We start from the raw sequence: 21973 nt of genomic DNA, 5'->3' as shown, positions 1-21973 counted from the left end.
TCGCTAGAACGCTTCGTCGACGACGTGGGCCACCTGGTAGAGGCCCACGTCGGTCTTTCCGGTGCGCCGGTCGATGCGCACCATGTAGCGGGCTTCGCCTGCGGCCGTCGGATGCGGCGCGGTCATGACCAGCCAGCCGATGGAATCAAGCTGCACGACATAGGGCTCGTCCGCGCCCGGGGCGTCCTTCAACGCCTTTCGCGCCGTGGCGATCGCTTCGGCGTCCGTGCGGACGGGCTGCAGCTTCGCCGTCGCCGGGCTGCAGCCCGACAGGACGGCCGCGCCCCCCAGCGCCAGCAGGAACAGCGAGGCCCGCCCTAGCTCCACGGCCCCCGCCGCTCGCCGGTGACCGGCACCGCCGTGCCCGAGCGCCGCACCGGGCGCCCGGCCGGGGCGGTCCAGCCGCCTGCGCCGCCGCCGCCGGCCAGCTTCATCAGGGCCTCGACCCGGTTGTGGGTCGCGGGGTGGGTGGAGAAGAGGTTGTCCGCGCCTTTGCCCGACAGCGGGTTGATGATGAACATGTGGCTGGTGGCCGGGTTGCGCTCGGCGTCCGCGTTGACGACGCCGCGGGCGTAGGCCTCGATCTTCTGCAGGGCCGAGGCCAGCGCCTGCGGATCCCCGCTGATCTCCGCGCCGCCACGGTCGGCCTCGTACTCGCGTCCACGGCTGATCGCCATCTGCACCAGGGCTGCGGCCATGGGCGCCAGCACCGCGATCGCGATGGTCCCGATCAGCCCCCCGGTCCGCTCCCGGTTGCCGCCCAGGAAGAAGGCGAAGTTGGCGAGGGCCGAGACGGCCCCGGCGATCGTCGCAGTGACCGTCATGGTCAGGGTGTCGCGGTGCTTCACGTGGGCCAGCTCGTGGGCCATCACCCCGCGGACCTCGCGGCGGTCGAGCATGCGCAGCAGGCCGGTGGTGGCGGCCACCGCCGCGTGGTCAGGGTCGCGGCCGGTGGCGAAGGCGTTCGGCTGGTCGTTCTCGATCACATAGACGGCCGGGCGCGGCAGGCCCGCTTTCTGGGCCATCTCGGCGACGTCGGCCACATAGTTGCGGACCAGGCTGCTGGGGTGGGTTTCGTCCACCGGCTGGGCCCGGTACATCCGCAGCACGATCTTGTCGGCGTTCCAGTAGCTGAACAGGTTCATGCCGGCGGCGAAGACGAAGGCGATCGCCATGCCGGCGACGCCGCCCAGCATGTAGCCGACGCCGACGAACAGGGCGGTCAGGGCCGCCAGCAGCATGAAGGTGCGTAGTGTGTTGCGCATCTTTCCCAATGAATGACAGGGCGAAGGACCCCGCGCCAGATATGGGGACCCTTCGCCCAGCCGTTAAGTGGTCAGGCCTTCAGCGGCGCCGCTTGCTCGTCCTGGGGCGTGTCGATCTGGTTCTCCCACTTGGCGACCACGGCGGCGGCCACGGAATTGCCGACCACGTTGGTGGCCGAGCGGCCCATGTCGAGCAGGTGGTCGACCGCCAGGATCAGCAGCAGGCCGGCTTCGGGCAGGTCGAAATAGGCCAGGGTCGCGGCGATCACCACCAGGGAGGCGCGCGGCACCCCGGCCATGCCCTTGGACGTCACCATCAGCAGCGCCAGCATGGTGATCTGCTGGCCGATCGACATGTCGATGCCGTAGGCCTGGGCGATGAACAGGGTCGCGAAGGTGCAGTACATCATCGACCCGTCCAGATTGAACGAGTAGCCGAGCGGCAGGACGAAGCTGGCCACCTTGCGCGACAGCCCGAACTTCTGAAGCTCCTCCAGGGTGCGCGGATAGGCCGCCTCGGACGAGGCGGTGGAGAAGGCCAGCAGCGCCGGCTGGCGGATGGCGCCCATCAGCTTCAGCGCCCGCGGTCCGACGATCAGCACGACGGCCGCGACCAGCAGGCCCCACAGGATGCCCAGCGACAGGTAGAAGCCGCCGACGAACTTCACATAGGTGAAGAGGACCTCGATGCCCTGGGTCGCGATGGTGGCCGCCAGGGCGGCGAAGATCGCGAACGGCGCGGTGCGCATCACATAGCCGGTGACCTTCAGCATGATCTGGGCGATCTGCTCGACCAGCGCCAGCACGGCCGGGGCCTTGTCGTCGATGGCCGAGACCGCCGTGCCGACGAACACCGAGAACACCACGATCTGCAGGATCTCGTTGTTGGCCATAGCCTCGACGATCGACTTGGGCACCAGGTGGGTGATGAAGTCGCGCAGGGTGAAGGTGGAGACGTCGACCGTGGCGGCCGCCGCATTGGGCGCCGGCAGGGCCAGCCCCACGCCGGGCTGCAGCAGGTGGACCATGATTAGGCCGATGGTCAGGGAGACGACCGACGCGCTGATGAACCAGCCCATGGTCTTGACGCCGACGCGGCCGATCGTGGCCGCGTCCTCCATGTGGGCGATCCCCGCCACCAGGGTGGAGAACACCAGCGGCGCGATGATCATCTTGATCAGCCGCAGAAACACGTCCGTGATGATGGAAAAGCCGTCCGCCGCCGCCTTGGCCTGATCTGGCGAAAGGTACTGATTGCAGGCCCACCCGACCGCCACGCCAAGGATCATGGCGCCGACGATCATGTAGGTGAAAATGCGGTTCATGGAGGCCCCCGACTGTACTTGAGCCGTCCTTGTGGCCGGGAAGGGCCGTTTCGTCCACCCGGCAGGAACCCTGACGCAGCCCCTGTCTCGAATCCGCCGTCTGGCGGCGCTATAACGCCGCATGAAAACGCAAGAGACCGCCGCTCGGATCGTGGAGCGGCTAGAGAACGAATACCGCGCTTCGGTGAACGCCCTTCGCGCGGCGCTGAAATCCTTCCTTTCCGGCGGACCGCCGCCTGACCCCGCGGACCGGGCCTCGGGCGCCTTCGTCTATCCGGAGCTGCGCCTCACCTGGCCGCCCGGCCACGTCTATCCGCGGCTGTCGCGGGCCTACGCCCGGCTGTCCCAGCCCGGCCGCTACGCCGGCACGGTGACGCGGCCCGACCTCTACCGCGACTATCTGATCGAGCAGCTCAGCCTGCTGATCGCCGACTTCGAGGTGGAGGTGGACGTCGCCCGCTCCACCCAGGAGATCCCCTTCCCCTACGTGCTGGACGGGACCGGCGAGATGGCGATGGCCGACATCGGCGCGGCCGACATCGCCCGCTATTTCCCGTCCACCGAGCTCGCCTACATCGGCGACGAGATCGCCGACGGCTCCTGGATGCCCGGACAGGACCGCGTCCTTCCCATCGCCCTGTTCGACGGCCTGCGGACCGACTTCTCCCTGGCCCGCCTGGCGCACTACACTGGCACGCCCGTCGAGCACGTGCAGCAGTACATCCTCTTCACCAACTACCATCGCTACGTCGATGAGTTCGTGCGCTGGGGCTGCGAGCAGCTCAAGGGCGACGGCCCCTATACGGCGCTGTCCGCCGCCGGCCGGGTGATGGTGACCCGCGACACGCCCGATCCCGAGCGGGCGGTGGCCGAGGGGCCGTGGCGGCGCCACCAGATGCCCGCCTACCACCTGATGGCCGAGGACCGGCGCGGGATCACCCTGGTGAACATCGGCGTGGGCCCCTCCAACGCCAAGACCATCACCGACCACCTGGCGGTGCTGCGTCCGCAGGCGTGGCTGATGATCGGCCACTGCGGCGGCCTTCGCGGCAGCCAGCGGATCGGCGACTATGTGCTCGCTCACGCCTATCTGCGCGACGACAACGTGCTCGACGCGGTGCTGCCGCCGGAGATCCCCATACCGCCGATCGCCGAGGTCCAGGTGGCCCTGGCCCGGGCGGCCGAGGCGGTGACCGGCGAGAGCGGCGACCTGCTCAAGCGCCGGCTGCGCACCGGCACCGTGGTCACCACCGACGACCGCAACTGGGAGCTGCGCTACTCCCTCAGCGCCCTGCGCTTCAACCAGTCCCGCGCGGTGGCCATCGACATGGAGAGCGCCACCCTGGCCGCGCAGGGCTATCGCTTCCGCGTGCCCTACGGCACTCTCCTGTGCGTGTCCGACAAGCCGCTGCACGGGGAGATCAAGCTGCCGGGCCAGGCCAACGCCTTCTATGAGCGCGCCATCGGCCAGCACCTGCAGATTGGGGTGGCCACCATGGACCTCTTGCGCCAGGAGGGGCCGCGGCTGCACTCGCGCAAGCTGCGCAGCTTCGACGAGCCGCCGTTCAGGTGAGCGGGGCCCGCGCACAGGGGGGAAGACGCGGATGAACCGCCACATCGACTTCGAAGGCATCGAGAACTTCCGCGACTTCGGCGGTTACGACACCGCCTGCGGCCGCGGCCTGAAGCGTGGGGTGCTGTACCGCTCGGCCAACCACGCCCGGGCGACGGACGCGGACCTGGAGGCCCTGAAGGCGCTGGGCGTCTCCGTGATCGTCGATCTGCGCCGGCCGATCGAGCGCCAGCGCGAGCCGTCCCGCCGATGGGCGGACTTCGCCGGCCAGGTGATCGAGAACGACATCGACGGCGGCTACCAGGACTGGGCCGACGCGCTGAAGGAGGTCGCCGCCATCGGTCCGGACTGGTTCCGCCAGGACGGCCTCAGCTTCTATCACAAGGCCCCCTACGAGCCGCGCCACCTGGACCTGTTCGCCCGATACTTCCGGGCCCTGGCGGAAACGGACGGGGCTGTGGTCGTGCACTGCGCGGCCGGCAAGGACCGCACCGGCATGCTGTGCGCCTTCACCCAGCACCTGGCCGGCGTGCACCGCGACGACATCCTGGCCGACTATCTGCTGACCAACGACGAGGTCCGTATCCTGCGCCGGATGGAGACCTTCGGCCCCTGGCTGCGGGACCTGACCGGGCAGGTCATCGCCGACGAGGCCCTGCGCGCGGCGCTGAGCGTGGCGCCCGAGTACCTGGAGCAGGCCTTCGCCCGCATCGAGGCCGAGCATGGGGGCCTGGACCGCTATCTGGACGAGGCGCTCGGTCTCGACTCCGACCTGCGTGAGCGCCTGGAAGCCCGGCTCCTGGGCTGAGCCCCCAAGCACCGCGCCCTCGGCCGAAACGACCGCGCCCGCCGCCGATCCGGGAATCGACGACGGGCGCTTCGGGACAGAACCTCAGAGGGTTCGTCCGAAAGATTGCGCTTCGGGGCCCTCTCGGCCTAATCACCTCGCCGTGAGAGAACCGGGAGGAATGATGCAGAGCTTCCAGCCGCCGCGGCGCATCCTGATGGGGCCGGGCCCCTCCGACGTCAGCCCCCGGGTGCTCTCGGCCCTTGCGCGGCCGACGATCGGCCACCTCGACCCCGAGTTCCAGGCGCTGATGGAGGACATCAAGGCCGGGCTCGCGCGGCTGATGAACGCCCCCGATCACGCTTGCGTGCCCCTTCCGGCGCCGGGCACGGCGGGGATGGAAGCGGCGATCATGAACCTGCTGGAGCCGGGCGACGTCGCGGTCATCGCCGTCAACGGCGCCTTCGGCGGCCGCATGGCCGACATGGCCGGCCGGGCCGGCGCAGAAGTGGTGACGGTGGACCATGCCTGGGGCGAGCCCGTGGATCCGGCGCGGATCGAGGCGGCGCTGAAGGCGCGCCAGGCCAAGGTGCTGGCCTTCGTCCATGCCGAAACCTCCACCGGCGCGCGCAGCGACGCCCAGACCCTCTGCGCCCTCGCGCGCGCCCACGGGGCCCTGTCGATCGTCGATTGCGTGACCTCTCTCGGCGGCATCGCCGTGGACGTCGCGGCGTGGGACGCCGACGTCGTCTACTCCGGGACGCAGAAGTGCCTGTCGGCGCCGCCCGGCCTGTCGCCGATCGCACTGTCCAAGCGGGCCCAGGCGGCGATCTCGGGCCGCAGAGAAAAGGTCCGCAACTGGCTTTGCGACTTCAACCTGCTGATGAGCTACTGGGGCGGCGAGGGCGGCCGCACCTATCACCACACCGCCCCGATCAACGCGCTCTACGGCCTGCACGAATCGCTGGTGATGCTGTTCGAGGAGGGCCAGCAGGCCGCGATCGTGCGCCACGCCAGGGTGCATGAGGCGCTGGTCGCCGGGCTGGAGGCCGCGGGGCTGAAGCTGCTGGTGGATCCGGCGCATCGCCTGCCGCAGCTCAACGCCGTGGTCGTGCCCGAGGGCGTCGACGAAGCCGCGGTGCGCGCCCATGTGCTTCAGCGCTGGGACCTGGAGATCGGCGCCGGCCTGGGGCCGCTTAAGGGCAAGATCTGGCGCATCGGCCTGATGGGCGCCTCGGCCACCCCCTGGCACGTGCGCCTGTGCCTGACGGCCCTGTGCGAAGCCCTTGCGGCGCAAGGCTTCACGGCCGACGCGGCCGCCGCGGTCGCCGCGGCCGAGGCCAGCCTGGAGCGCAGGCTGGCGGCCTGAGGCCAATGTCCCGTCGACAACGGCGCGCACGTCGCTAACGTCGCGCCGAAGGCCCGCCGCGGACGAGCGGGCCGCACGGGGAGAGCACCTTGAGTGGACCGTTGTCGGCCGCCGAGACGCACGGCGTCGGGGCCATAGTCGAACCGCCGGCTGTGGCCGACTTCGGCGGGGACGGGCGGCTCGGCAGGGGCGGCGTCGCCTGGGCCCTGTTCGAGGGGGCGCGAAACCCCTACGTCATCCTGATCACCATCTACATCTTCATGCCCTATGTCGCCTCCACCATGGTGGGCGACCCGGTGAAGGGGCAGGAGATCATCTCGCGCTGGAGCCAGTATTCGGGCTGGTTCATCATGCTGACGGCGCCGTTCCTCGGGGCTTCCATCGACCAGCTCGGCCGGCGCAAGACCTGGCTGGGCCTGGCGGTGGCGGCCATGGTCCCGATGATGTTCGCCCTGTGGTGGGGCAAGGCCGACGGCACCGGCCTGTCGGTCACCCAGGTGATGATCCTGGCCACCCTGATCGGGGTGCTTTTCACCTACACCGAGGTGTTGCACAACTCGCTGCTGGTGCGGGCGGCCGGCCTGAGCGCGGCGCACAAGGCCTCGGGCCTGGCCCTGGCCCTGGGCAACGGCTTCGCCCTGGTGGCGCTGGCCTTCACCGCCTGGGCCTTCGCGCTTCCGGGCAAGGTGGACTGGAGCTGGACGCCGGCCGCGCCGCTCTTCGGCCTCGACCCGGCGCTGAACGAGCCGCAGCGGATCGTAGGCCCGATGGCCGCGGTGATCTTCGCGCTCGGCGCGCTCCCCCTGTTCCTGTTCACGCCCGATGCGCCGAGGACCGGCGTGCCGGTGCTGAAAGCCCTGCGCGACGGGGCCGGCGAGCTCTGGCGCATGGTCTCGGGCATGCGCAACCACCGCGACGCCGCGATCTTCCTGGCCAGCCGCATGTTCTACGTCGACGGCATGACGGCGATCCTGATCTACACGGGTATCTACGCCACCGGGGTGATGAAGTGGGGCGCCCTGGAGATGCTGATCTACGGCATCGTCCTATCGACCCTGGCCGTGCTAGGCGGGTTCGTCGGCCGCTGGCTGGACGAGGGCCTGGGGCCCAAGCGCGCCGTGCAGGTGGAGATCGGCATGTCGCTGCTGGGCATCATCGCCTTCCTGGGGATGGCGCCCGACCGGATCCTCTATGTCTGGCGCTATGATCCGGCGGCGCACCCGCCGCTCTGGAACGGCCCGGTGTTCACCACCCTGCCGGAATGGATCTTCCTGCTGATCGGCTTCGCCAACGCGGTCTTTATCACCGCCCACTACGCCTCGAGCCGCACGCTGCTGACGCGGCTCACCCCGCCCGGGCAGACCGGCGCCTTCTTCGGCGTCTACGCTCTGTCAGGCACGGCGACGGTGTGGCTGGGCTCGTTCCTGGTCAACCTGGGCACCCAGGTGTTCAAGACCCAGCAGGGCGGATTCGCCACCATCACCCTTCTGCTGGCGATCGGCTTCGTCGGCCTCCTGTTCGTGCGCGGCGGCGGGCCGGGAGAGCCGGCCCTGGGCTAGCAGCTCGAGCAGGTGACTTCGGTCGCCCGCCGCGGGCGCAGGTAGTAGACGTCGTTGAACCGCAGCGGCGTCGGCAGGATCTGGCCCACCGGCGAGGTGTAGGTGTAGCGGGTCTCCGACATGATCACCGACTCCCCAGGCGCGACCAGGTCGTCGGGCAGGTCGATGACCGTGTTGTCGGCATAGGCCGGCAGGGCCAAGCCCTGGCTGCGGCTCCAGACAACCTTGGGCGTGCCGCCGGCGTCGGCCTTGACGCTGGACAGCCGCATGTTGAGGGAGCCGGTCGGAAAGGGGCTCATGATCGCTTCGCCGACGGTGAAGACGTCGGAGATGTCGTCGGTGCTGGTGGTCGACACCTGGGCCACCAGGTCGCCGATGGCCGAGGCCACGTGGTCGGCCCGGCGATTGGCCATCAGCCCCATAGTCACCTCCGTCATCGCCAGATAGAGGACGATCATCACGGGGGCGATCAGGGCGAATTCGACCGCCGAGACGCCGCGGCGGTCCTGGATCAGGGATCTCAGCATGCGGCCCCCACCGGAGCGTCGTCGCTGTACGGCTCGTTGCGGAAGGTGGCGATGGAACTGATGCGCCGCTTGCCGTCGCCGGTGTTGTCGAGCGCATCGTCCAGCAGCGGCGTGAACAGCGTCCAGGTGAAGTAGGTGCGCACCAGCACGATATCGCCCGGGTTGCCGGTGGTGAAGCAGGTGCTGTCGTCTTCCATGTCTTCTTCCGAGACCTGTTCGGCGTTGCTCAACTCGGTGAAGTTGTCGAAGGTCTGGACGTCGACGCTCAAAGAATTCCCGCATGGGCTCGAGAGCCATGACATCCGTGAGCAGACCTGGCTCTTGAAGTCGTTCTTGCTGTTGGCGCCGCTGGTCTGGAACTCCCCAGTGCGGATCATCCGGCCGGCCCTGTCCGTGGCGAAGTCGAGCGTCGCCGAAACCAGGAACACGCAGCCCAGCTCGATGATGCCGAACAGCAGCAGCATGAAGGGCATCGCCACCAGGGCGAACTCGACCGCCGTCGCGCCCTGTCGGGCCCGGACGAACCGCCGGACGGCGGCCAGGGGGTGAAATCGGCGTCGCGCCATGGACGATCGATCCTCGAGCGGAACCCCGAGGATAGGCGAACGACCCTAATCGAGGGTTTAAGGCGCGGCGGATTCCGCGTTCGGGTCGATCGGCCCGCAGCGCGGCGAGCAGGCGAAGTCCCGAACCGCCGTCGCGCCCCTGTAGTACGACATCCGCCCCTCGTCGGAGGAAGAGACGATCACCGGCCGGTCGGCCAGCACCCGGCCCGCCTGGTCGATCACCAGCAGGCTCGTGGAGCCGGCGGCCTTGCCGAGCACCACGATCGACCGGGAGTCGAGCACGTTGACGTCGGCGATATTGGGATTGGCGACCACGACGTCGCGGATCGGTCCGGCGAAGAGCACCCGGGTTCCCTGATCGATCCGCACCACCAGGGGCGGCGCGGCCGCGGCGCTCTGGGCGGCTCCGCCCAGGGCGGCGGCGGCGGCGAGGGCGGTGATGAGAAGGCGGCGCATGGGCGGGGCTCTCGAAATCTGCATCGGGAGACTCCGCCGGAATGGTCAAGAAAGGCTGAATTCGCGCCCCATACGCGCGCGCGAGAATCATTATGTAAATCCGGCGATTCCGCCCCGATTGGCCGCCTTGGTTAACGGAATCTAATAGTAAACCCAAGTAAACTATAGAAAAATGTCGGCGAATACTGCGGCGTTTACTGGCCATTAAGCGCGACCGTTCAAATTGCCCTCGTGTTTCGGGGGCGGGCAAGTCAACGGCTTGGTCCCTCAACTAGCTGCTCGAAGAGCTATGAAGGAGAATGACATGACCAAGTTCGTTTCGCGCTTCGTGAAGGACGAATCCGGCGCCACCGCCATCGAATATGGCCTGATCGCCGCTCTGATCGCCGTCGCCCTCGTGTCGGCCCTCAGCCTGCTGAAGAACTCGATCGCCAACACCTTCGGCGACGTGGGCACCTCGCTGGACAACGCCGCCTAATCGGCGACGCCAGCACCGGAACGGGGCCGCGGGGCGAAAGCTCCGCGGCCCTTTTCGCATTCGGCGCGCAGCCCGGCTCAACCCTCCGTTCATCGGTGCGCGGCATGATCGGGCGACCCAAGGAGAGGATGATGGTTCTGCAGTCGGCGCTGATGCTGGTGTTTCCGGCCCTGGTGGTCACGGCGGCCCTGCGCGACGTGACCAGCTACACCATCCCCAACTGGATCTCCCTGGCCCTGATCGCCGCCTTCGTGCCCGCCGCCCTGGTCCAGGGCCTGCCGCTGCCGCTCGCGGGGCAGCACCTCGCCGTCGGCGTCGCCGCCCTGCTGGCCGGCATGGTGATGTTCGCCCTCGGCTGGATCGGCGGAGGCGACGCCAAGCTGTTCGCCGCGGCGGGCCTGTGGCTGGGCTGGCCGGCGGCGCTCACCTTTGTGGTGGTCACGGCGATCGCCGGCGGGGCCCTGGCCGTCATCCTCCTGGCCGCCCGCAACTCGATCCTTCAGCCGCTGCTCACCACCGGCCCGGCCTGGCTCGGCCGACTGGCCACCCGGGGGGAAAACGTGCCCTACGGCGCGGCGATCTGCGTGGGCGCCCTCGTCGCCTTTCCGCTCTCCGCACTGGCGCCAGTGTTTTAAGGCCGCCGCGGCCCGCGCCTTAGCGGGGCGTTAACTATGCGGACGCGAATTTGAACCGCCGCCAGAAGGCCGGCCAACCGAATCGTGCGCGCCCGCGTGGAAGCATGGGACGCCGCCAGTCACCCGCCGCGCGGGAGCTTGATCGAGTCCATGGGCGCTCTTCGAATCGCCATTCTCGCCATCGCCGCGATCGCCGCGATCGCCGTCGCGCTGCTCGTGCGCGGCATGATGGCGCCCAAGCCGCAGGCCCCGGTCGCGGCCGAGGCCGGCAAGCCGATGGCGCGGGTCCTGGTCGCCCAGCGCGACCTGCCGATCGGCGCCACCCTGGTCGCCGCGGACGTGGGCTGGCAGGCCTGGCCCGTGGAATCGCTGAACGCCACCTTCATCACCGACGGCGCCGCGCCGGCGCCCGAAGCCAAGGGGGCGGCCAAGGTCGCCAAGGCCGCCGGCGACCTGGTGGCCGGCCCCGGTCCGATCGAGGCCCTGGAAGGCGCGGTGGTGAAGGAACCGATCCTGAAGGGAGAGCCGATCATCGCCCGCAAGATCGTCCGCGGCGGGGAGGGCGGCTACATGGCCGTGGTCCTGCAGCCGGGAATGCGCGCCGTGGCGGTGCCGATCTCCAACGAGACCACCGCCGGCGGCTTCGTCCTCCCGGGCGACCGCGTGGACGTGATGCAGAGCCGCGACGCCGGCGGCGACCGCGGCTTCGTCACTGAGACCCTGCTTCGCAACGTCCGCGTGCTGGCGATCGACCAGTCGCTGGAGCCGGGCAAGGACGCCAAGTCGATGGTCGGCTCGGTGGCCACTCTGGAAGTGCCCGCCCAGGACGCCTCTGTGCTCGTCCGGGGCCGCGCCCAGGGGCAGATGGTCCTGGTCCTGCGGGCCTATTCCGACATAGGCGGCCCGGTGGGCCGCGGCGGCGGCGGCGAGAACACCACGGTGCGGGTCTTCCGCGCCGACAAAGCGACCGAGGTGGCGGTGCGATGAGCTTGTCCAGACTGATCCTCGCCCTCGTCGCCTGCGCGGCGGCGGCCGGCCCGGCCCTGGCGCAGTCCACGGCGCGCGACATGGCGCTGGCCGCCGGCGCCTCGGCCTCGTCGGCGGTGGTGCGCGTGGACCTGTCCGCGGGCGGCGCCTCCCAGTCGCTGTCCCTGCCGCGCGGCAAGTCGGCGATCGTCGAACTGCCGGTCGACGCGCGCGACGTGCTGGTGACCAATCCCGCCGTGGCCGACGCGGTCCTGCGCACGCCGCGGCGGATCTATGTGCTCGGCGTCGCCGCCGGCCAGACCGACGCGGTCTTCTTCGACGCCCAGGGGCGCCGCATCCTGTCCCTCGACGTGCGGGTCGACCAGGACACCTCGGCGCTGGCCCAGACCATCAACCGCATCGTCCCCGGCTCGGCCGTGCGGGTCGATGCGATGAACGACAGCGTCATCCTCTCCGGCCAGGTGATGAGCGCCGCCGACGCGGACAAGGCGGTCCAGATCGCCCGTGCGGCGGTGACCAAGCCCGAGCAGGTGCTGAACATGCTCAGCATCGCCGGCAAGGACCAGGTGATGCTGAAGGTGCGCATCGTCGAGATGCAGCGCAGCGTCATCAAGCAGCTCGGCTTCGACCTATCGGCCGTGCTGGGCCAGGTCGGGGAGACGCAGTACCTGATCTCCAAGGCCGCCACCTTCGGCGTGAACGGCAGCCTTCTGGGCGGCGTCACCGGCGGCTACACGACAGACACCACCCAGCAGCCGGTCACCCAGTTCCCCTGCGACGGCGTCGATTGGGACGGCAAGCTCTGCGACATCGTCACCCGCGATTCTACGGTCGCCTCCAACTGGGACACCGCGTCGGTGAAGGAGACGGCCGGCAGCCCCGGCCTCAACCAGGCCAACAGCCAGATCAAGGCGTTTGAGCGCGTCGGCCTGATCCGCACCCTGGCCGAGCCGAACCTGACGGCGGTGTCGGGCGAGTCGGCCAGGTTCCTGGCCGGCGGCGAATACCCGGTGCCGACGGGGGCGGACTCCGACGGCCGCGTCTCCGTGGAGTTCAAGCCGTTCGGCGTCGGCCTCGGCTTCACCCCGGTCGTGCTCTCCGGCGGGCGCATCGCCCTGAAGGTGTCGACGGAGGTCTCGGAGCTGTCGACCGAGGGCGCCTTCAGCCTGGCCGCCAGCTCCACCACCACCCTCACCATCCCGGCGCTGAAGGTGCGCCGCGCCGAGACGAGCGTCGAGCTGCCCTCCGGCGGCGCCCTGATGATCGCGGGCCTGCTGCAGGAGACCACCAAGCAGACCCTCGATTCGCTCCCCGGCATGATGAACCTGCCGGTGCTGGGGACCCTGTTCCGCTCGCGCGACTACCAGTCGGGCGAGACCGAACTGGTGGTGATCGTCACGCCCTACATCGTCTCGCCCACCTCGCCGGACCGACTGCAGACCCCGGTCGACGGGCTGAAGATCGCCGACGACGCCTCGACCCTGCTCCTGGGCCGGCTGAACAAGGCCTACAAGGTCAAGCCGCAGGCGACCGAGGGGCGCACCTACCAGGGGCCCTACGGCTACGTGATCGAATGAGCGCGCGCATGACCCATCCCGCCATCAGCCTGTTCGCCGCGGCCGCCCTGAGCGCCGGCCTCGCCGCCTGCGCCACCAAGCCTGCCCCCGACGCCGTGGCCGACGCCCGGACGCCGACCGAGCAGTTCGCGCCCCAGGTCAGCGCCCAGCCCGAGGAGATCCGCCTTGCGCCTCACGCCCAGGGCCTGTCGGCCAACCAGGCGGCGGCGCTGGCGGCGATGGCCCAGAGCTGGCGCGACGCCGAGGCCGGCGCGATCCGCATCCAGGCCCCGGCCGGGGAAGGACCGGACGGCGCGGCGGTGCACCGCACGGCCGAGGGCGCCCGGGCGCGCCTGGCCGCCCTGGGGGTGCCGGACCACATGATCGAACTCGTCGGCTACGACGCGGCGGGGGACGCCGCCGCGCCGATCGTCGTCGGCTTCCTGCGCCATCAGGTCAGCATCCCGCAGTGCGGGCAGAAGTGGACGAACCTGGCCCGCAGCGCCGCCAACCAGGTCCAGCCCAACTTCGGCTGCGCAGTCACGGCCAACATGGCCGCCCAGATCGCCAATCCCGCGGACCTGGCCGCCCCCCGCGGCATGGATCCGGCCGACGCCGGCCGGCGCGAGACGGTGCTGGAGAAGTACCGCGCCGGTCAGGTCACGTCCGCCGCCGCCGACCAGAGGGCCAGCGGCGCGGTTTCCCAGGCGGTGCGGTAGGCGAGGGCGTGTAGAGATGAATCCCCAATCCGCCAGCCACGATCCCTTCGACCTGGAGTTCGAGGCCGACGACGAGTTCACCGCCGCCCCGCGCGACCAGGCCTGGGACGACGCGGACTCGGCGCTCGACGAGAGCTCCGACCCCTTCGCCGACCTGCCGCCGGCCCGCCCGCCGGCCGCCGATCCCTTCGACCCGCCGCCGGAAGCCGCCGCGCCCGCCCCTCATCCGGTCCACGAGATGATCGCGGGCGCCGAGGCCGCGTTCGGCGAGGCCAGCCTGCCGCGCATCACCGTGCACATGTTCTGCGCCCGGCCAGAAACGGCCGCCATCCTGGAGCGCGCGGCCGCCGACCGGCGCATGGAGCGGGCCACGGTCAGCCTTGAGATGGGCGGCCTGCAAGGAGCCGTCGAGGCCTACCAGAACCTGGCCACGCCTTCGCTGGTGGTGGTCGAGTGCGTCGATGCGCCGGCCGCCATGCTGGCCCAGCTCGATCAACTGGCCGAGGTCTGCGACCCCGGGACCAAGGTGGTGGTGATCGGGGCCGCCAACGACATCGGCCTCTATCGCGAGTTGATGCGCCGCGGAGTGAGCGAGTACCTCGTGCCGCCGTTCGCCCCGCTGCAGGCGGTGCAGGCCTTCACCAACCTCTACGCCGATCCCTCCTCGCCCTTCGTGGGCCGCCAGATCGCCTTCTGCGGGGCCAAGGGCGGCGTCGGCGCCTCGACCCTGGCGCACAACGTCGCCCACGCGATCACCGAACAGCTGATGACCAACGCGGTCCTGGTCGACATGGACCTGCCGTTCGGCACCGCCGGCCTCGATTTCAACCAGGACCCGTTGCAGGGCATCGCCGACGCCCTGAGCCAGCCCGACCGGCTCGACAGCGTCCTGATGGAGCGGATGATGGTCCGCTGCGGCGAGCGGCTGAGCCTGTTCGCCGCCCCGGCGACGCTCGATCAGGACTACGAGATCAGCGTCGAGGCCTTCGAGGAAGTCACCCAGAAGATCCGCGGCGCCGCGCCCTTCGTGGTCCTCGACCTGCCGCACCTGTGGAGCGCCTGGACCCGCCGGGTGCTGCTGGCGTCCGACGACCTGGTCATCGTCGCCACGCCCGACCTGGCCTCGCTGCGCAACGCCAAGAACATGGTCGACCTGGTCCGCCGCGCGCGGCCCAACGACGCCCCGCCGCGGCTGGTCCTGAACCAGGTCGGCGTGCCCGGCCGGCCGGAGATCCCGATCAAGGATTTCGGCGAGGCCCTCGGCCTGACCCCCGCCCTGGTCATGCCGTTCGACGCCAAGCTGTTCGGCCAGGCGGCCAACAACGGACAGATGATCTGCGAGGTGGGCCCCAAGTCCAAGGCCGCTGAGGCGATCGACCAGCTCGCCCGCCAGATCAGCCGGCGTGATCCGCCGCCGCCGCAGAAGTCCTCGTTCCTCTCCAGCCTGTTCAAGCGCAAGTAGATGTTCGGAAGACGCCCGACCGACGCAGACGCGCGCAAGACCGCCGAGGCGGCGCCTCCGCCACCGGCGCCGGGCGGGCCGGCCATCGCCACGCGTCCCCAGCGGATCGACCCCAAGGCCAAGGCCGCCCCGGCGTCGCCCTCCGCGGCCGCCCCGACGCCGGCCGCAGGCGGCGGGCCGAAGCTGACCTCCGCCTTCGAACAGCTGAAGCAGGCCCAGGGTCCCGCGCCCGCCGCGCAGATCGTGCGCGAGCAGTCGGACTACTACCACGCCACCAAGACCACGATCTTCAACGCCCTGATCAACACGATCGACCTGGCCCAGCTCGCCCAGCTGGACGCCAAGGCCGCGGCGGAGGAGATCCGCGACATCGTCGCCGAGCTGGTGGCGATCAAGAACGTCTCGATGTCGGTGTCCGAGCAGGACATGCTCGTCCAGGACATCATCAACGACGTCCTGGGCTACGGGCCGCTCGAGCCCCTGCTGGCGCGCGACGACATCGCCGACATCATGGTCAACGGGGCCACCCGGGTGTTCATCGAAGTCGGCGGCAAGGTCCAGCTCACCAACGTGCGCTTCCGCGACAACGCCCAGCTGATGAACATCTGCCAGCGGATCGTCAGCCAAGTCGGCCGGCGCGTCGACGAAAGCTCGCCGATCTGCGACGCGCGCCTTCCCGACGGCAGCCGCGTGAACGTCATCTCCTCGCCGCTCGCGCTCGACGGGCCGACGCTCACGATCCGGAAGTTCAAGAAAGACAAGCTCACCATGCGCAATCTGGTGGAGTTCGGCTCCATCAGCCCGGAAGGGGCGCGCGTGCTGGGCGTGATCGGCGCCTGCCGATGCAACGTGATCATCTCCGGCGGCACCGGCTCGGGGAAGACCACGCTGCTCAACACCATGACGGCGTTCATCGACCCCACCGAGCGGGTGATCACCTGCGAGGACGCCGCCGAGCTGCAGCTTCAGCAGCCGCACGTGGTGCGCCTGGAAACCCGGCCGCCGAACCTGGAAGGCCAGGGCCAGATCACCATGCGCGATCTGGTCAAGAACTGCCTGCGGATGCGCCCGGAGCGGATCATCGTCGGCGAAGTGCGCGGGCCGGAGGCGTTCGACCTCCTGCAGGCCATGAACACCGGTCACGACGGCTCGATGGGCACGCTGCACGCCAACAGCCCGCGCGAAGCGATCAGCCGCCTGGAGTCCATGATCACCATGGGCGGCTACGGCCTGCCCTCCAAGACCATCCGCGAGATGATCGTCGGCTCGGTGGACGTGATCATCCAGGCCGCCCGCCTGCGCGACGGCTCGCGGCGCATCACCCACGTCACCGAGGTGGTGGGCCTGGAAGGCGACGTGATCATCACCCAGGACCTGTTCGTCTACGAGATCACCGGCGAAGACGCCGACGGGCGGGTGGTCGGGCGCCACCGCTCCACCGGCATCGCCCGCCCGCGGTTCTGGGACCGTGCGCGCTATTACGGCCTTGAGCGCGAGCTCGCCGAAGCGCTCGACGCGGCCGAATAGCCATGGACCCGACGCTTCTCACCCTGCTGGTCGCCGTCCTCGGCTTCGTGGCGGTGGCCGGCTTCGGCTTCGTGCTGGTCGGGGTGAACCCGTCGCAGGCGCGCACGCAGAAGCGCACCCAGGCCGTGATCGGCCGCAACGAGGCGCGCGAGGTCAAAAGCCGCCGGGGGCAGTCGAGCGCCCAGGAGCAGCGCCGCAAGCAGATCCTGAAGACCCTGCGCGAGGAGGAGCGCAAGTCGAAGAAGGCGCGCTTCAACATCGCCGCGCGGATGCAGCAGGCCGGCCTTGGCGACAACGTCCGCGTCTTCTGGATGATGAGCGCCGGCCTCGGGGCGGCCGTGGTGCTGATCCTGCTGGTGATCGGACAGAGCGCGCCCGTCGCCTTCGGCCTGGGCTTCGCCTCGGCGCTCGGCCTGCCGCGCTGGGTGGTCGGCTTCCTCGCCAACCGGCGCACCAAGAAGTTCACCGAGGCGTTCCCGGACGCGCTCGACATCATCACCCGCGGCATCAAGTCGGGCCTGCCGGTGCACGACAGCCTGCGGGTGATCGCCCAGGAGACGGCCGAGCCGCTGGCCGGCGAGTTCAAGCGCCTGACCGAGAACCTGGCGCTCGGCATGAGCATGGATCAGTCGCTGGACAATATGTACGAGCGCATGCCGACGGCGGAGCTGCGCTTCTTCGGCATCGTCCTGTCGATCCAGTCCAAGACCGGCGGCAACCTGGCCGAGGCCCTGGCCAACCTGTCCTCGGTCATCCGCGCCCGCAAGCTGATGCGCGAGAAGATCAAGGCTCTGTCGGGCGAAGCCGTCGCCTCGGCCTTCATCATCGGCTCGCTGCCTCCCGGCGTCGTCATGCTGATCAGCATGACCAGCCCGGCCTACATGCTGCCCATGTTCACCGACCCGCGCGGCAAGCTCATGCTGGCGGCCGGCGGGGTCTGGATGGCGATCGGCATCTTCGTGATGCGCCGCATGATCAACTTCAAGATCTAGGGCCGGCGCATGGATCTGATCGCCTTCATCGAGAACCCGGACAACCTCCTGACGGTGTTCGTGGCCCTGGTCTGCTTCGCCACGGTGGTCACCGTCGCCATGCCGCTGATGAGCCGCTCCAACCTGGAGGCGCGGCTGAAGTCGGTGTCGACGCGGCGCGAGGAACTGCGGCGCAAGTCGCGCGAGGCGCTGGCCACCAAGAGCCAGGGATCGCTGCGCCACACCGACGAGGGTCTCTACAAGAAGATCGTCGAGCGCCTGGAGCTGTCGCGGCTGCTGGAGGACCCCAACGTCGTCGAGAAGCTGGCCCAGGCCGGCTACCGGGGCCCGCGGCCGGTGACGACCTTCTACTTCTTCCGCTTCGTCTCGCCGTTCCTGTTCGCCGCGGCGATCGGCTTCTATCTGTTCGTCGTCAACGACTTCGGCTGGCCGACGATCACCCGCATCACCGCCACCGTGGGCGGGCTGACGCTCGGCTACTACGCCCCCAACCTCTACATCTCCAACGTCGCCCAGAAGCGGCGGGAATCCATCGTCGGCGCGTTCCCCGATGCGCTCGACCTGCTGCTGATCTGCGTGGAATCGGGGATGAGCGTCGAGGCGGCGATCCAGAAGGTCAGCCAGGAGATCGGCGGCAACTCGATCGAGCTCGCCGAGGAGATGACACTGCTGACCGCCGAACTGTCCTACCTGCCCGACCGCCGCATGGCCTACGAGGGCATGGCCCGGCGCACCAACCATCCAGGCGTGAAGTCGGTGATGACCGCGATGATCCAGGCCGAGCGCTACGGCACGCCCCTCGGCGCGGCCCTGCGGGTCATGGCCAAGGAGAACCGCGAGATGCGCCTGGCGGCGGCGGAGAAGAAGGCGGCCCAGCTTCCCGCCAAGCTCACCGTGCCGATGATCGTGTTCTTCCTGCCGGTGCTGTTCGTGGTGATCCTCGGGCCGGCGATCATCAAGGTCACCGACACGATGAAGTAGCCTGGGCGCCCGTCAGGGCGTCCCGCGCACCGAATCCCAGGAGCGCGACGCGCCCAGGGAATTGGCCGCCCGCAGGTAGGCCATATTGCTCTCGACCATCGCCGGGGGCAGGTCCTGGCGCGCCAGCGCCTCGGCTTCCGCCAGCCGTCCTTGCAGGCCTAGCACAAGGGCCAGGTTCTGGCGCACGTGGATCGGCGCGCCAGGCATGGCCGCCGCCTTGCGCAGCAACTGTTCGGCTTCGGCCGTCTGGCCCTGGCCGGCGAGGAACATCGCCAGGTTGCCGATGGCCGCGGGATTGTTCGGAGCCAGGGCCACCGCCTGGCGGTGGGCGGCCAGGGCCTCGCCCGGCCGTTCGGCCTGTTCGTAGGCGACGCCCAGCAGCGACAGGGGCCGCCAGTCCCGCGGCGCCAGCGCCTGGGCGCGCCTGGCCGGCTCGATGGCGTAGAAGCCCCGGCCCGCGCCGATCTGGGCGCGCGCGAGTTCCAGCAGCACTTCGACGCTGTCGGGCGCCACCGACAGGGTGCGCTGGGCGGCGGCCGCGGCCTCGGGATACTTGCCCATGGCTCGCAGCGCTTGCGACAGGTTCGCGCCGGCCTCGGCGTCGCTGGGGGCGATTTCCGCCTCCCGCGCCCAGAAGGCCGCCCGCGCCAGCGGGTCCAGCCGGTTGGCGATGGCCCGTTCCTCGGGCGTGGCCGGGCGGGGCGGGGCCGGCGGCGCAGCCTTGTCCGCGGCGGAGGCCCTGGCCGGCTCCGCGGTCGCGGCCCTGTCCGACGCGGCCCTGTCCGACCCGGTCTTGTCCGATGCGGTCTTGTCGCCGCCGCGCCCGGGCCAGGCGTACGCCGGCTCGGCGGCCAGGATCAGGGCGAGGGCGGTTGCGGCGAGCGCCGACATGCGACACATGGAATTGCGGGCTCCTGCTGAACGCGCCCAGCATCCGCCCGCCGCTTAAAGGAAGCGTTAAGCATAAGTACGCGCCCAGGATCCGCCATGTCCGAAGTCCTCGTCACCGCCGCCGACCGGGCCGTCCCGGTCCACGCGATCTTCGAAACCGAGGTCGCGGCCGCCCTCGACGCCGCTCCGCCGATGGCCCGCGCCCTGGCCGGCCTGCAGGAGTTCAAGGGCAAGGCCGGCCAGCTTCTGGCCGTCCCGGACGCGGACGGAGGCGTGGAGCGGGTGCTGTTCGGCCTGGGAGCGGCGGGCGTGCCTGACGCCATGGCCTTCCGCGGGCTGCCGGCCAGGCTGCCGGGCGGGGACTACCGCATCGCCCAGGCGCCCGCGGGGCTGGACGGCGAACTGGTGGCTGTGGCCTTCGCCCTCGGGAGCTACCGCTTCGACCGCTACAAGAAGAAGCCGGCGGAGCGTCCGCGCCTCGTCGTCGAGGCCGCCCACCTCGAAAGCGCCCGTCAGCAGGCTCACGCCTGCGCCATGGCGCGCGACATGATCAACACCCCGGCCAACGACATGGGCCCGCTGCAGATCGAGACCATCGCCCGTGAGGTGGCCGAGCAGTTCAAGGCCCGCATCACCGTGATCGTCGGCGAGGGGCTCCTGGAGGCGAACTATCCCGCCGTCCACGCCGTCGGCCGCGCCGCCGTGCCCGAGCGCGCGCCGCGCATGATCGAGATCGACTGGGGCCGCTCCAAGGACCCGCTGATCGCGCTGGTCGGCAAGGGCGTGGTGTTCGACACCGGCGGCCTGGACATCAAGCCCTCGTCCGGCATGCGGCTGATGAAGAAGGACATGGGCGGCGCCGCCAATGTGCTGGCCCTGGCCCGGATGATCATGGCCGCCAACCTGCCGGTGCGCCTGGCCGTGCTGATCCCGGTGGTGGAGAACGCCATCTCGGGCGACGCCATGCGGCCGGGCGACGTTCTGGCGTCGCGCAAGGGGCTCAGCATCGAGGTCGGCAACACCGACGCCGAGGGTCGCCTGATCCTGGCCGACGCCCTGGCCCGGGCGGCCGAGATGGATCCGGTCCTGACGATCGACATGGCCACCCTGACCGGCGCCGCGCGTGCGGCCCTGGGCCCGCAACTGCCGCCCTTCTACACCGACGACGACGACCTGGCCGCGCAGCTCGAGGCGGCCGCCAGGGCCGTGGGCGATCCCCTCTGGCGCATGCCCCTCTGGAAAGGCTACGCCGACGCCCTGGAGAGCGACGTCGCCGACCTGAAGAACGATCCTGACGGCTGGGCCCAGGCCGGATCGGTGACGGCTGCATTGTTCCTGCAGCGCTTCGCCCCGGCCGGTCCGTGGCTGCACTTCGACATCATGGCCTGGAATCCCCGCGGTCGGCCGGGCTGGCCGGCGGGCGGGGAGGTCCAGGGCGCCCGCGCGCTCCTGCGGCTGATCGCGGACCGCCATTCGTGAGCCACGACCCCCGCACCACCCTGGCGCGGCCGGACCTGGCGGCCCGGTCGCTGGAGGGCGTCCTGCCGGCGGGAGCCTACGCCGATCCGGCGCTGATGGTCTGCGCCGCCCCGTCCGCCGCGATCCGGCGGGCGCCGCATCCGGACGCCGAACAGCTCGACCAGCTTCTGTTCGGCGAGGTGTTCGAGGTGCTGGAGACTGAGGGCGGCTTTTCGTGGGGCCAGGCGCGGCGGGACGGCTACGTCGGCTTCGTCGAGGCCGCGGCGCTCGCGCCCGCCGGCGCTGCGCCCACGCATCGGCTGCGGGCGATTCGGACCTACGCCTTCGCAGAGCCGAGCATCAAGTCGCGCGCGCTCGGCCCCTATTCCCTCAACGCCCTGGTCGTGCAGGAGGGCCGCGAGGGCCGCTTCCTCAAGGCCGCCGGCGGAGGCTGGTTCGTGGATTCACACCTCGCCCCGATCGGGGAGGCGTTCGAGAGCGATCCGGCCGCCGTCGTCGAACGCTTCGTCGGCGCGCCCTATCTGTGGGGCGGGCGCGAGAGCCTGGGCCTGGACTGTTCAGGACTGGTTCAGCAGGCGCTCTACGCCTGCGGCCGGGCGTGCCCGCGCGACACCGATCAGCAGGAAGCGGCCTTCGCCAGCGTCGCGCGCGCCGACCTGACCCGCGGCGACCTTGTCTTCTGGCGAGGCCACGTCGGCATGATGGTGGACTCGGATCGACTCATCCACGCCAACGCCCACCACATGGCCGTGACGGTGGAGCCGCTGGACGAGGTGGCGGCGCGGGTCCTCGCCGCAGAAGGTCGAGAGCCGACGTCCTACCGCCGGCCCTGACGCAGC

General features: G+C 70.2%; 22 protein-coding genes. 15 read left to right on the top strand and 7 right to left on the bottom strand.

Features of this window, described 5'->3' with window-relative positions; genetic code table 11:
* Positions 1-3: 3 nt before the first annotated feature.
* The 3 genes from ACK4YQ_RS01000 to ACK4YQ_RS00990 form a co-directional block, all read right to left on the bottom strand.
* A complete protein-coding gene (locus ACK4YQ_RS01000) occupies positions 4-327 on the bottom strand; it encodes a hypothetical protein (protein WP_409607366.1) in 324 nt (107 codons plus the stop codon).
* Positions 318-1265 (bottom strand): zinc metalloprotease HtpX, encoded by a 948-nt coding sequence (gene htpX, locus ACK4YQ_RS00995; protein ID WP_409607364.1) that lies wholly within the window; start codon positions 1263-1265, stop codon positions 318-320. Before htpX ends, ACK4YQ_RS01000 begins: the two co-directional genes overlap by 10 nt.
* Before the next feature lie 71 nt (positions 1266-1336).
* Entirely contained in the window at positions 1337-2590 is a 1254-nt protein-coding gene (locus ACK4YQ_RS00990) for a dicarboxylate/amino acid:cation symporter (protein WP_409607362.1), read from the bottom strand.
* A 121-nt stretch (positions 2591-2711) separates the two neighbouring features.
* Here ACK4YQ_RS00990 and ACK4YQ_RS00985 point away from each other — a divergent pair, with 121 nt between their 5' ends.
* The 4 genes from ACK4YQ_RS00985 (at position 2712) to ACK4YQ_RS00970 (ending at position 7878) form a co-directional block, all read left to right on the top strand.
* Positions 2712-4163 carry an AMP nucleosidase gene (locus tag ACK4YQ_RS00985; RefSeq protein ID WP_409607360.1) on the top strand — a complete coding sequence of 484 codons (1452 nt, stop codon included), beginning with the start codon at positions 2712-2714 and terminating at the stop codon, positions 4161-4163.
* 31 nt (positions 4164-4194) lie between these two features.
* Positions 4195-4971, top strand: coding sequence for a tyrosine-protein phosphatase (locus tag ACK4YQ_RS00980; protein WP_409607358.1), 777 nt, complete (start codon positions 4195-4197; stop codon positions 4969-4971).
* Positions 4972-5134: 163 nt separating this feature from the next.
* Positions 5135-6319 carry a pyridoxal-phosphate-dependent aminotransferase family protein gene (locus tag ACK4YQ_RS00975; RefSeq protein WP_409607356.1) on the top strand — a complete coding sequence of 395 codons (1185 nt, stop codon included), beginning with the start codon at positions 5135-5137 and terminating at the stop codon, positions 6317-6319.
* An 89-nt stretch (positions 6320-6408) separates the two neighbouring features.
* Positions 6409-7878, top strand: a complete 1470-nt coding sequence (locus ACK4YQ_RS00970) for an MFS transporter (RefSeq protein ID WP_409607353.1) — start codon at positions 6409-6411, stop codon at positions 7876-7878.
* Here the strand turns inward: ACK4YQ_RS00970 and ACK4YQ_RS00965 are convergent.
* From ACK4YQ_RS00965 to ACK4YQ_RS00955, 3 genes are read right to left on the bottom strand one after another with little or no spacing between them, the layout of a single operon-like run.
* Positions 7875-8405 carry a TadE/TadG family type IV pilus assembly protein gene (locus ACK4YQ_RS00965; protein WP_409607351.1) on the bottom strand — a complete coding sequence of 177 codons (531 nt, stop codon included), beginning with the start codon at positions 8403-8405 and terminating at the stop codon, positions 7875-7877. The genes ACK4YQ_RS00970 and ACK4YQ_RS00965 overlap by 4 nt on opposite strands.
* A complete protein-coding gene (locus tag ACK4YQ_RS00960; protein ID WP_409607349.1) occupies positions 8399-8971 on the bottom strand; it encodes a TadE/TadG family type IV pilus assembly protein in 573 nt (190 codons plus the stop codon). The genes ACK4YQ_RS00965 and ACK4YQ_RS00960 overlap by 7 nt, the downstream gene beginning before the upstream one ends.
* Positions 8972-9028: 57 nt before the next feature.
* Positions 9029-9427 carry a pilus assembly protein N-terminal domain-containing protein gene (locus tag ACK4YQ_RS00955; protein WP_409607347.1) on the bottom strand — a complete coding sequence of 133 codons (399 nt, stop codon included), beginning with the start codon at positions 9425-9427 and terminating at the stop codon, positions 9029-9031.
* A 304-nt stretch (positions 9428-9731) separates the two neighbouring features.
* Between ACK4YQ_RS00955 and ACK4YQ_RS00950 the strand changes: the two genes are divergently transcribed.
* From ACK4YQ_RS00950 to ACK4YQ_RS00910, 9 genes are all read left to right on the top strand, one after another.
* On the top strand, positions 9732-9905 hold the full coding sequence (locus ACK4YQ_RS00950) for a Flp family type IVb pilin (protein ID WP_409607345.1): 174 nt from the start codon (positions 9732-9734) through the stop codon (positions 9903-9905).
* A 128-nt stretch (positions 9906-10033) separates the two neighbouring features.
* Positions 10034-10540: a prepilin peptidase gene (locus ACK4YQ_RS00945; protein WP_409607343.1), complete on the top strand. Its 507-nt coding sequence runs from the start codon at positions 10034-10036 to the stop codon at positions 10538-10540.
* Positions 10541-10690: 150 nt separating this feature from the next.
* Positions 10691-11527 (top strand): Flp pilus assembly protein CpaB, encoded by an 837-nt coding sequence (gene cpaB, locus ACK4YQ_RS00940; protein WP_409607341.1) that lies wholly within the window; start codon positions 10691-10693, stop codon positions 11525-11527.
* Positions 11524-13104 carry a type II and III secretion system protein family protein gene (locus ACK4YQ_RS00935; protein WP_409607339.1) on the top strand — a complete coding sequence of 527 codons (1581 nt, stop codon included), beginning with the start codon at positions 11524-11526 and terminating at the stop codon, positions 13102-13104. The genes cpaB and ACK4YQ_RS00935 overlap by 4 nt, the downstream gene beginning before the upstream one ends.
* A gap of 8 nt (positions 13105-13112) precedes the next feature.
* The gene (locus ACK4YQ_RS00930) at positions 13113-13802 is read left to right on the top strand and encodes a CpaD family pilus assembly lipoprotein (RefSeq protein WP_409607337.1); all 690 of its coding nucleotides are present in this window, start codon (positions 13113-13115) and stop codon (positions 13800-13802) included.
* Positions 13803-13818: 16 nt separating this feature from the next.
* Complete coding sequence (locus tag ACK4YQ_RS00925; RefSeq protein ID WP_409607335.1) at positions 13819-15264, top strand: CpaE family protein; 1446 nt, start codon at positions 13819-13821, stop codon at positions 15262-15264.
* Complete coding sequence (locus ACK4YQ_RS00920; protein WP_409607333.1) at positions 15265-16791, top strand: CpaF family protein; 1527 nt, start codon at positions 15265-15267, stop codon at positions 16789-16791.
* A 2-nt stretch (positions 16792-16793) separates the two neighbouring features.
* A complete protein-coding gene (locus tag ACK4YQ_RS00915) occupies positions 16794-17783 on the top strand; it encodes a type II secretion system F family protein (protein WP_409607331.1) in 990 nt (329 codons plus the stop codon).
* Positions 17784-17792: 9 nt separating this feature from the next.
* Positions 17793-18764, top strand: coding sequence for a type II secretion system F family protein (locus ACK4YQ_RS00910; protein ID WP_409607329.1), 972 nt, complete (start codon positions 17793-17795; stop codon positions 18762-18764).
* A gap of 12 nt (positions 18765-18776) precedes the next feature.
* On the opposite strand, the gene ACK4YQ_RS00905 is transcribed toward ACK4YQ_RS00910, so the two are convergent.
* Positions 18777-19664 carry a tetratricopeptide repeat protein gene (locus tag ACK4YQ_RS00905; protein ID WP_409607327.1) on the bottom strand — a complete coding sequence of 296 codons (888 nt, stop codon included), beginning with the start codon at positions 19662-19664 and terminating at the stop codon, positions 18777-18779.
* Positions 19665-19751: 87 nt separating this feature from the next.
* Here ACK4YQ_RS00905 and ACK4YQ_RS00900 point away from each other — a divergent pair, with 87 nt between their 5' ends.
* Positions 19752-21134 (top strand): leucyl aminopeptidase family protein, encoded by a 1383-nt coding sequence (locus ACK4YQ_RS00900; RefSeq protein WP_409607325.1) that lies wholly within the window; start codon positions 19752-19754, stop codon positions 21132-21134.
* Positions 21131-21967: a C40 family peptidase gene (locus tag ACK4YQ_RS00895; RefSeq protein WP_409607323.1), complete on the top strand. Its 837-nt coding sequence runs from the start codon at positions 21131-21133 to the stop codon at positions 21965-21967. Before ACK4YQ_RS00900 ends, ACK4YQ_RS00895 begins: the two co-directional genes overlap by 4 nt.
* The last annotated feature ends 6 nt before the right edge of the window (positions 21968-21973 follow it).

It is taken from the genome of Phenylobacterium sp. (assembly GCF_046291545.1).
In the GTDB taxonomy this organism is placed as follows: Bacteria; Pseudomonadota; Alphaproteobacteria; order Caulobacterales; family Caulobacteraceae; genus Phenylobacterium.
The sequence above is the reverse complement of the archived record's forward strand: the minus strand, read 5'-3'. Positions and strand labels throughout refer to the sequence as shown.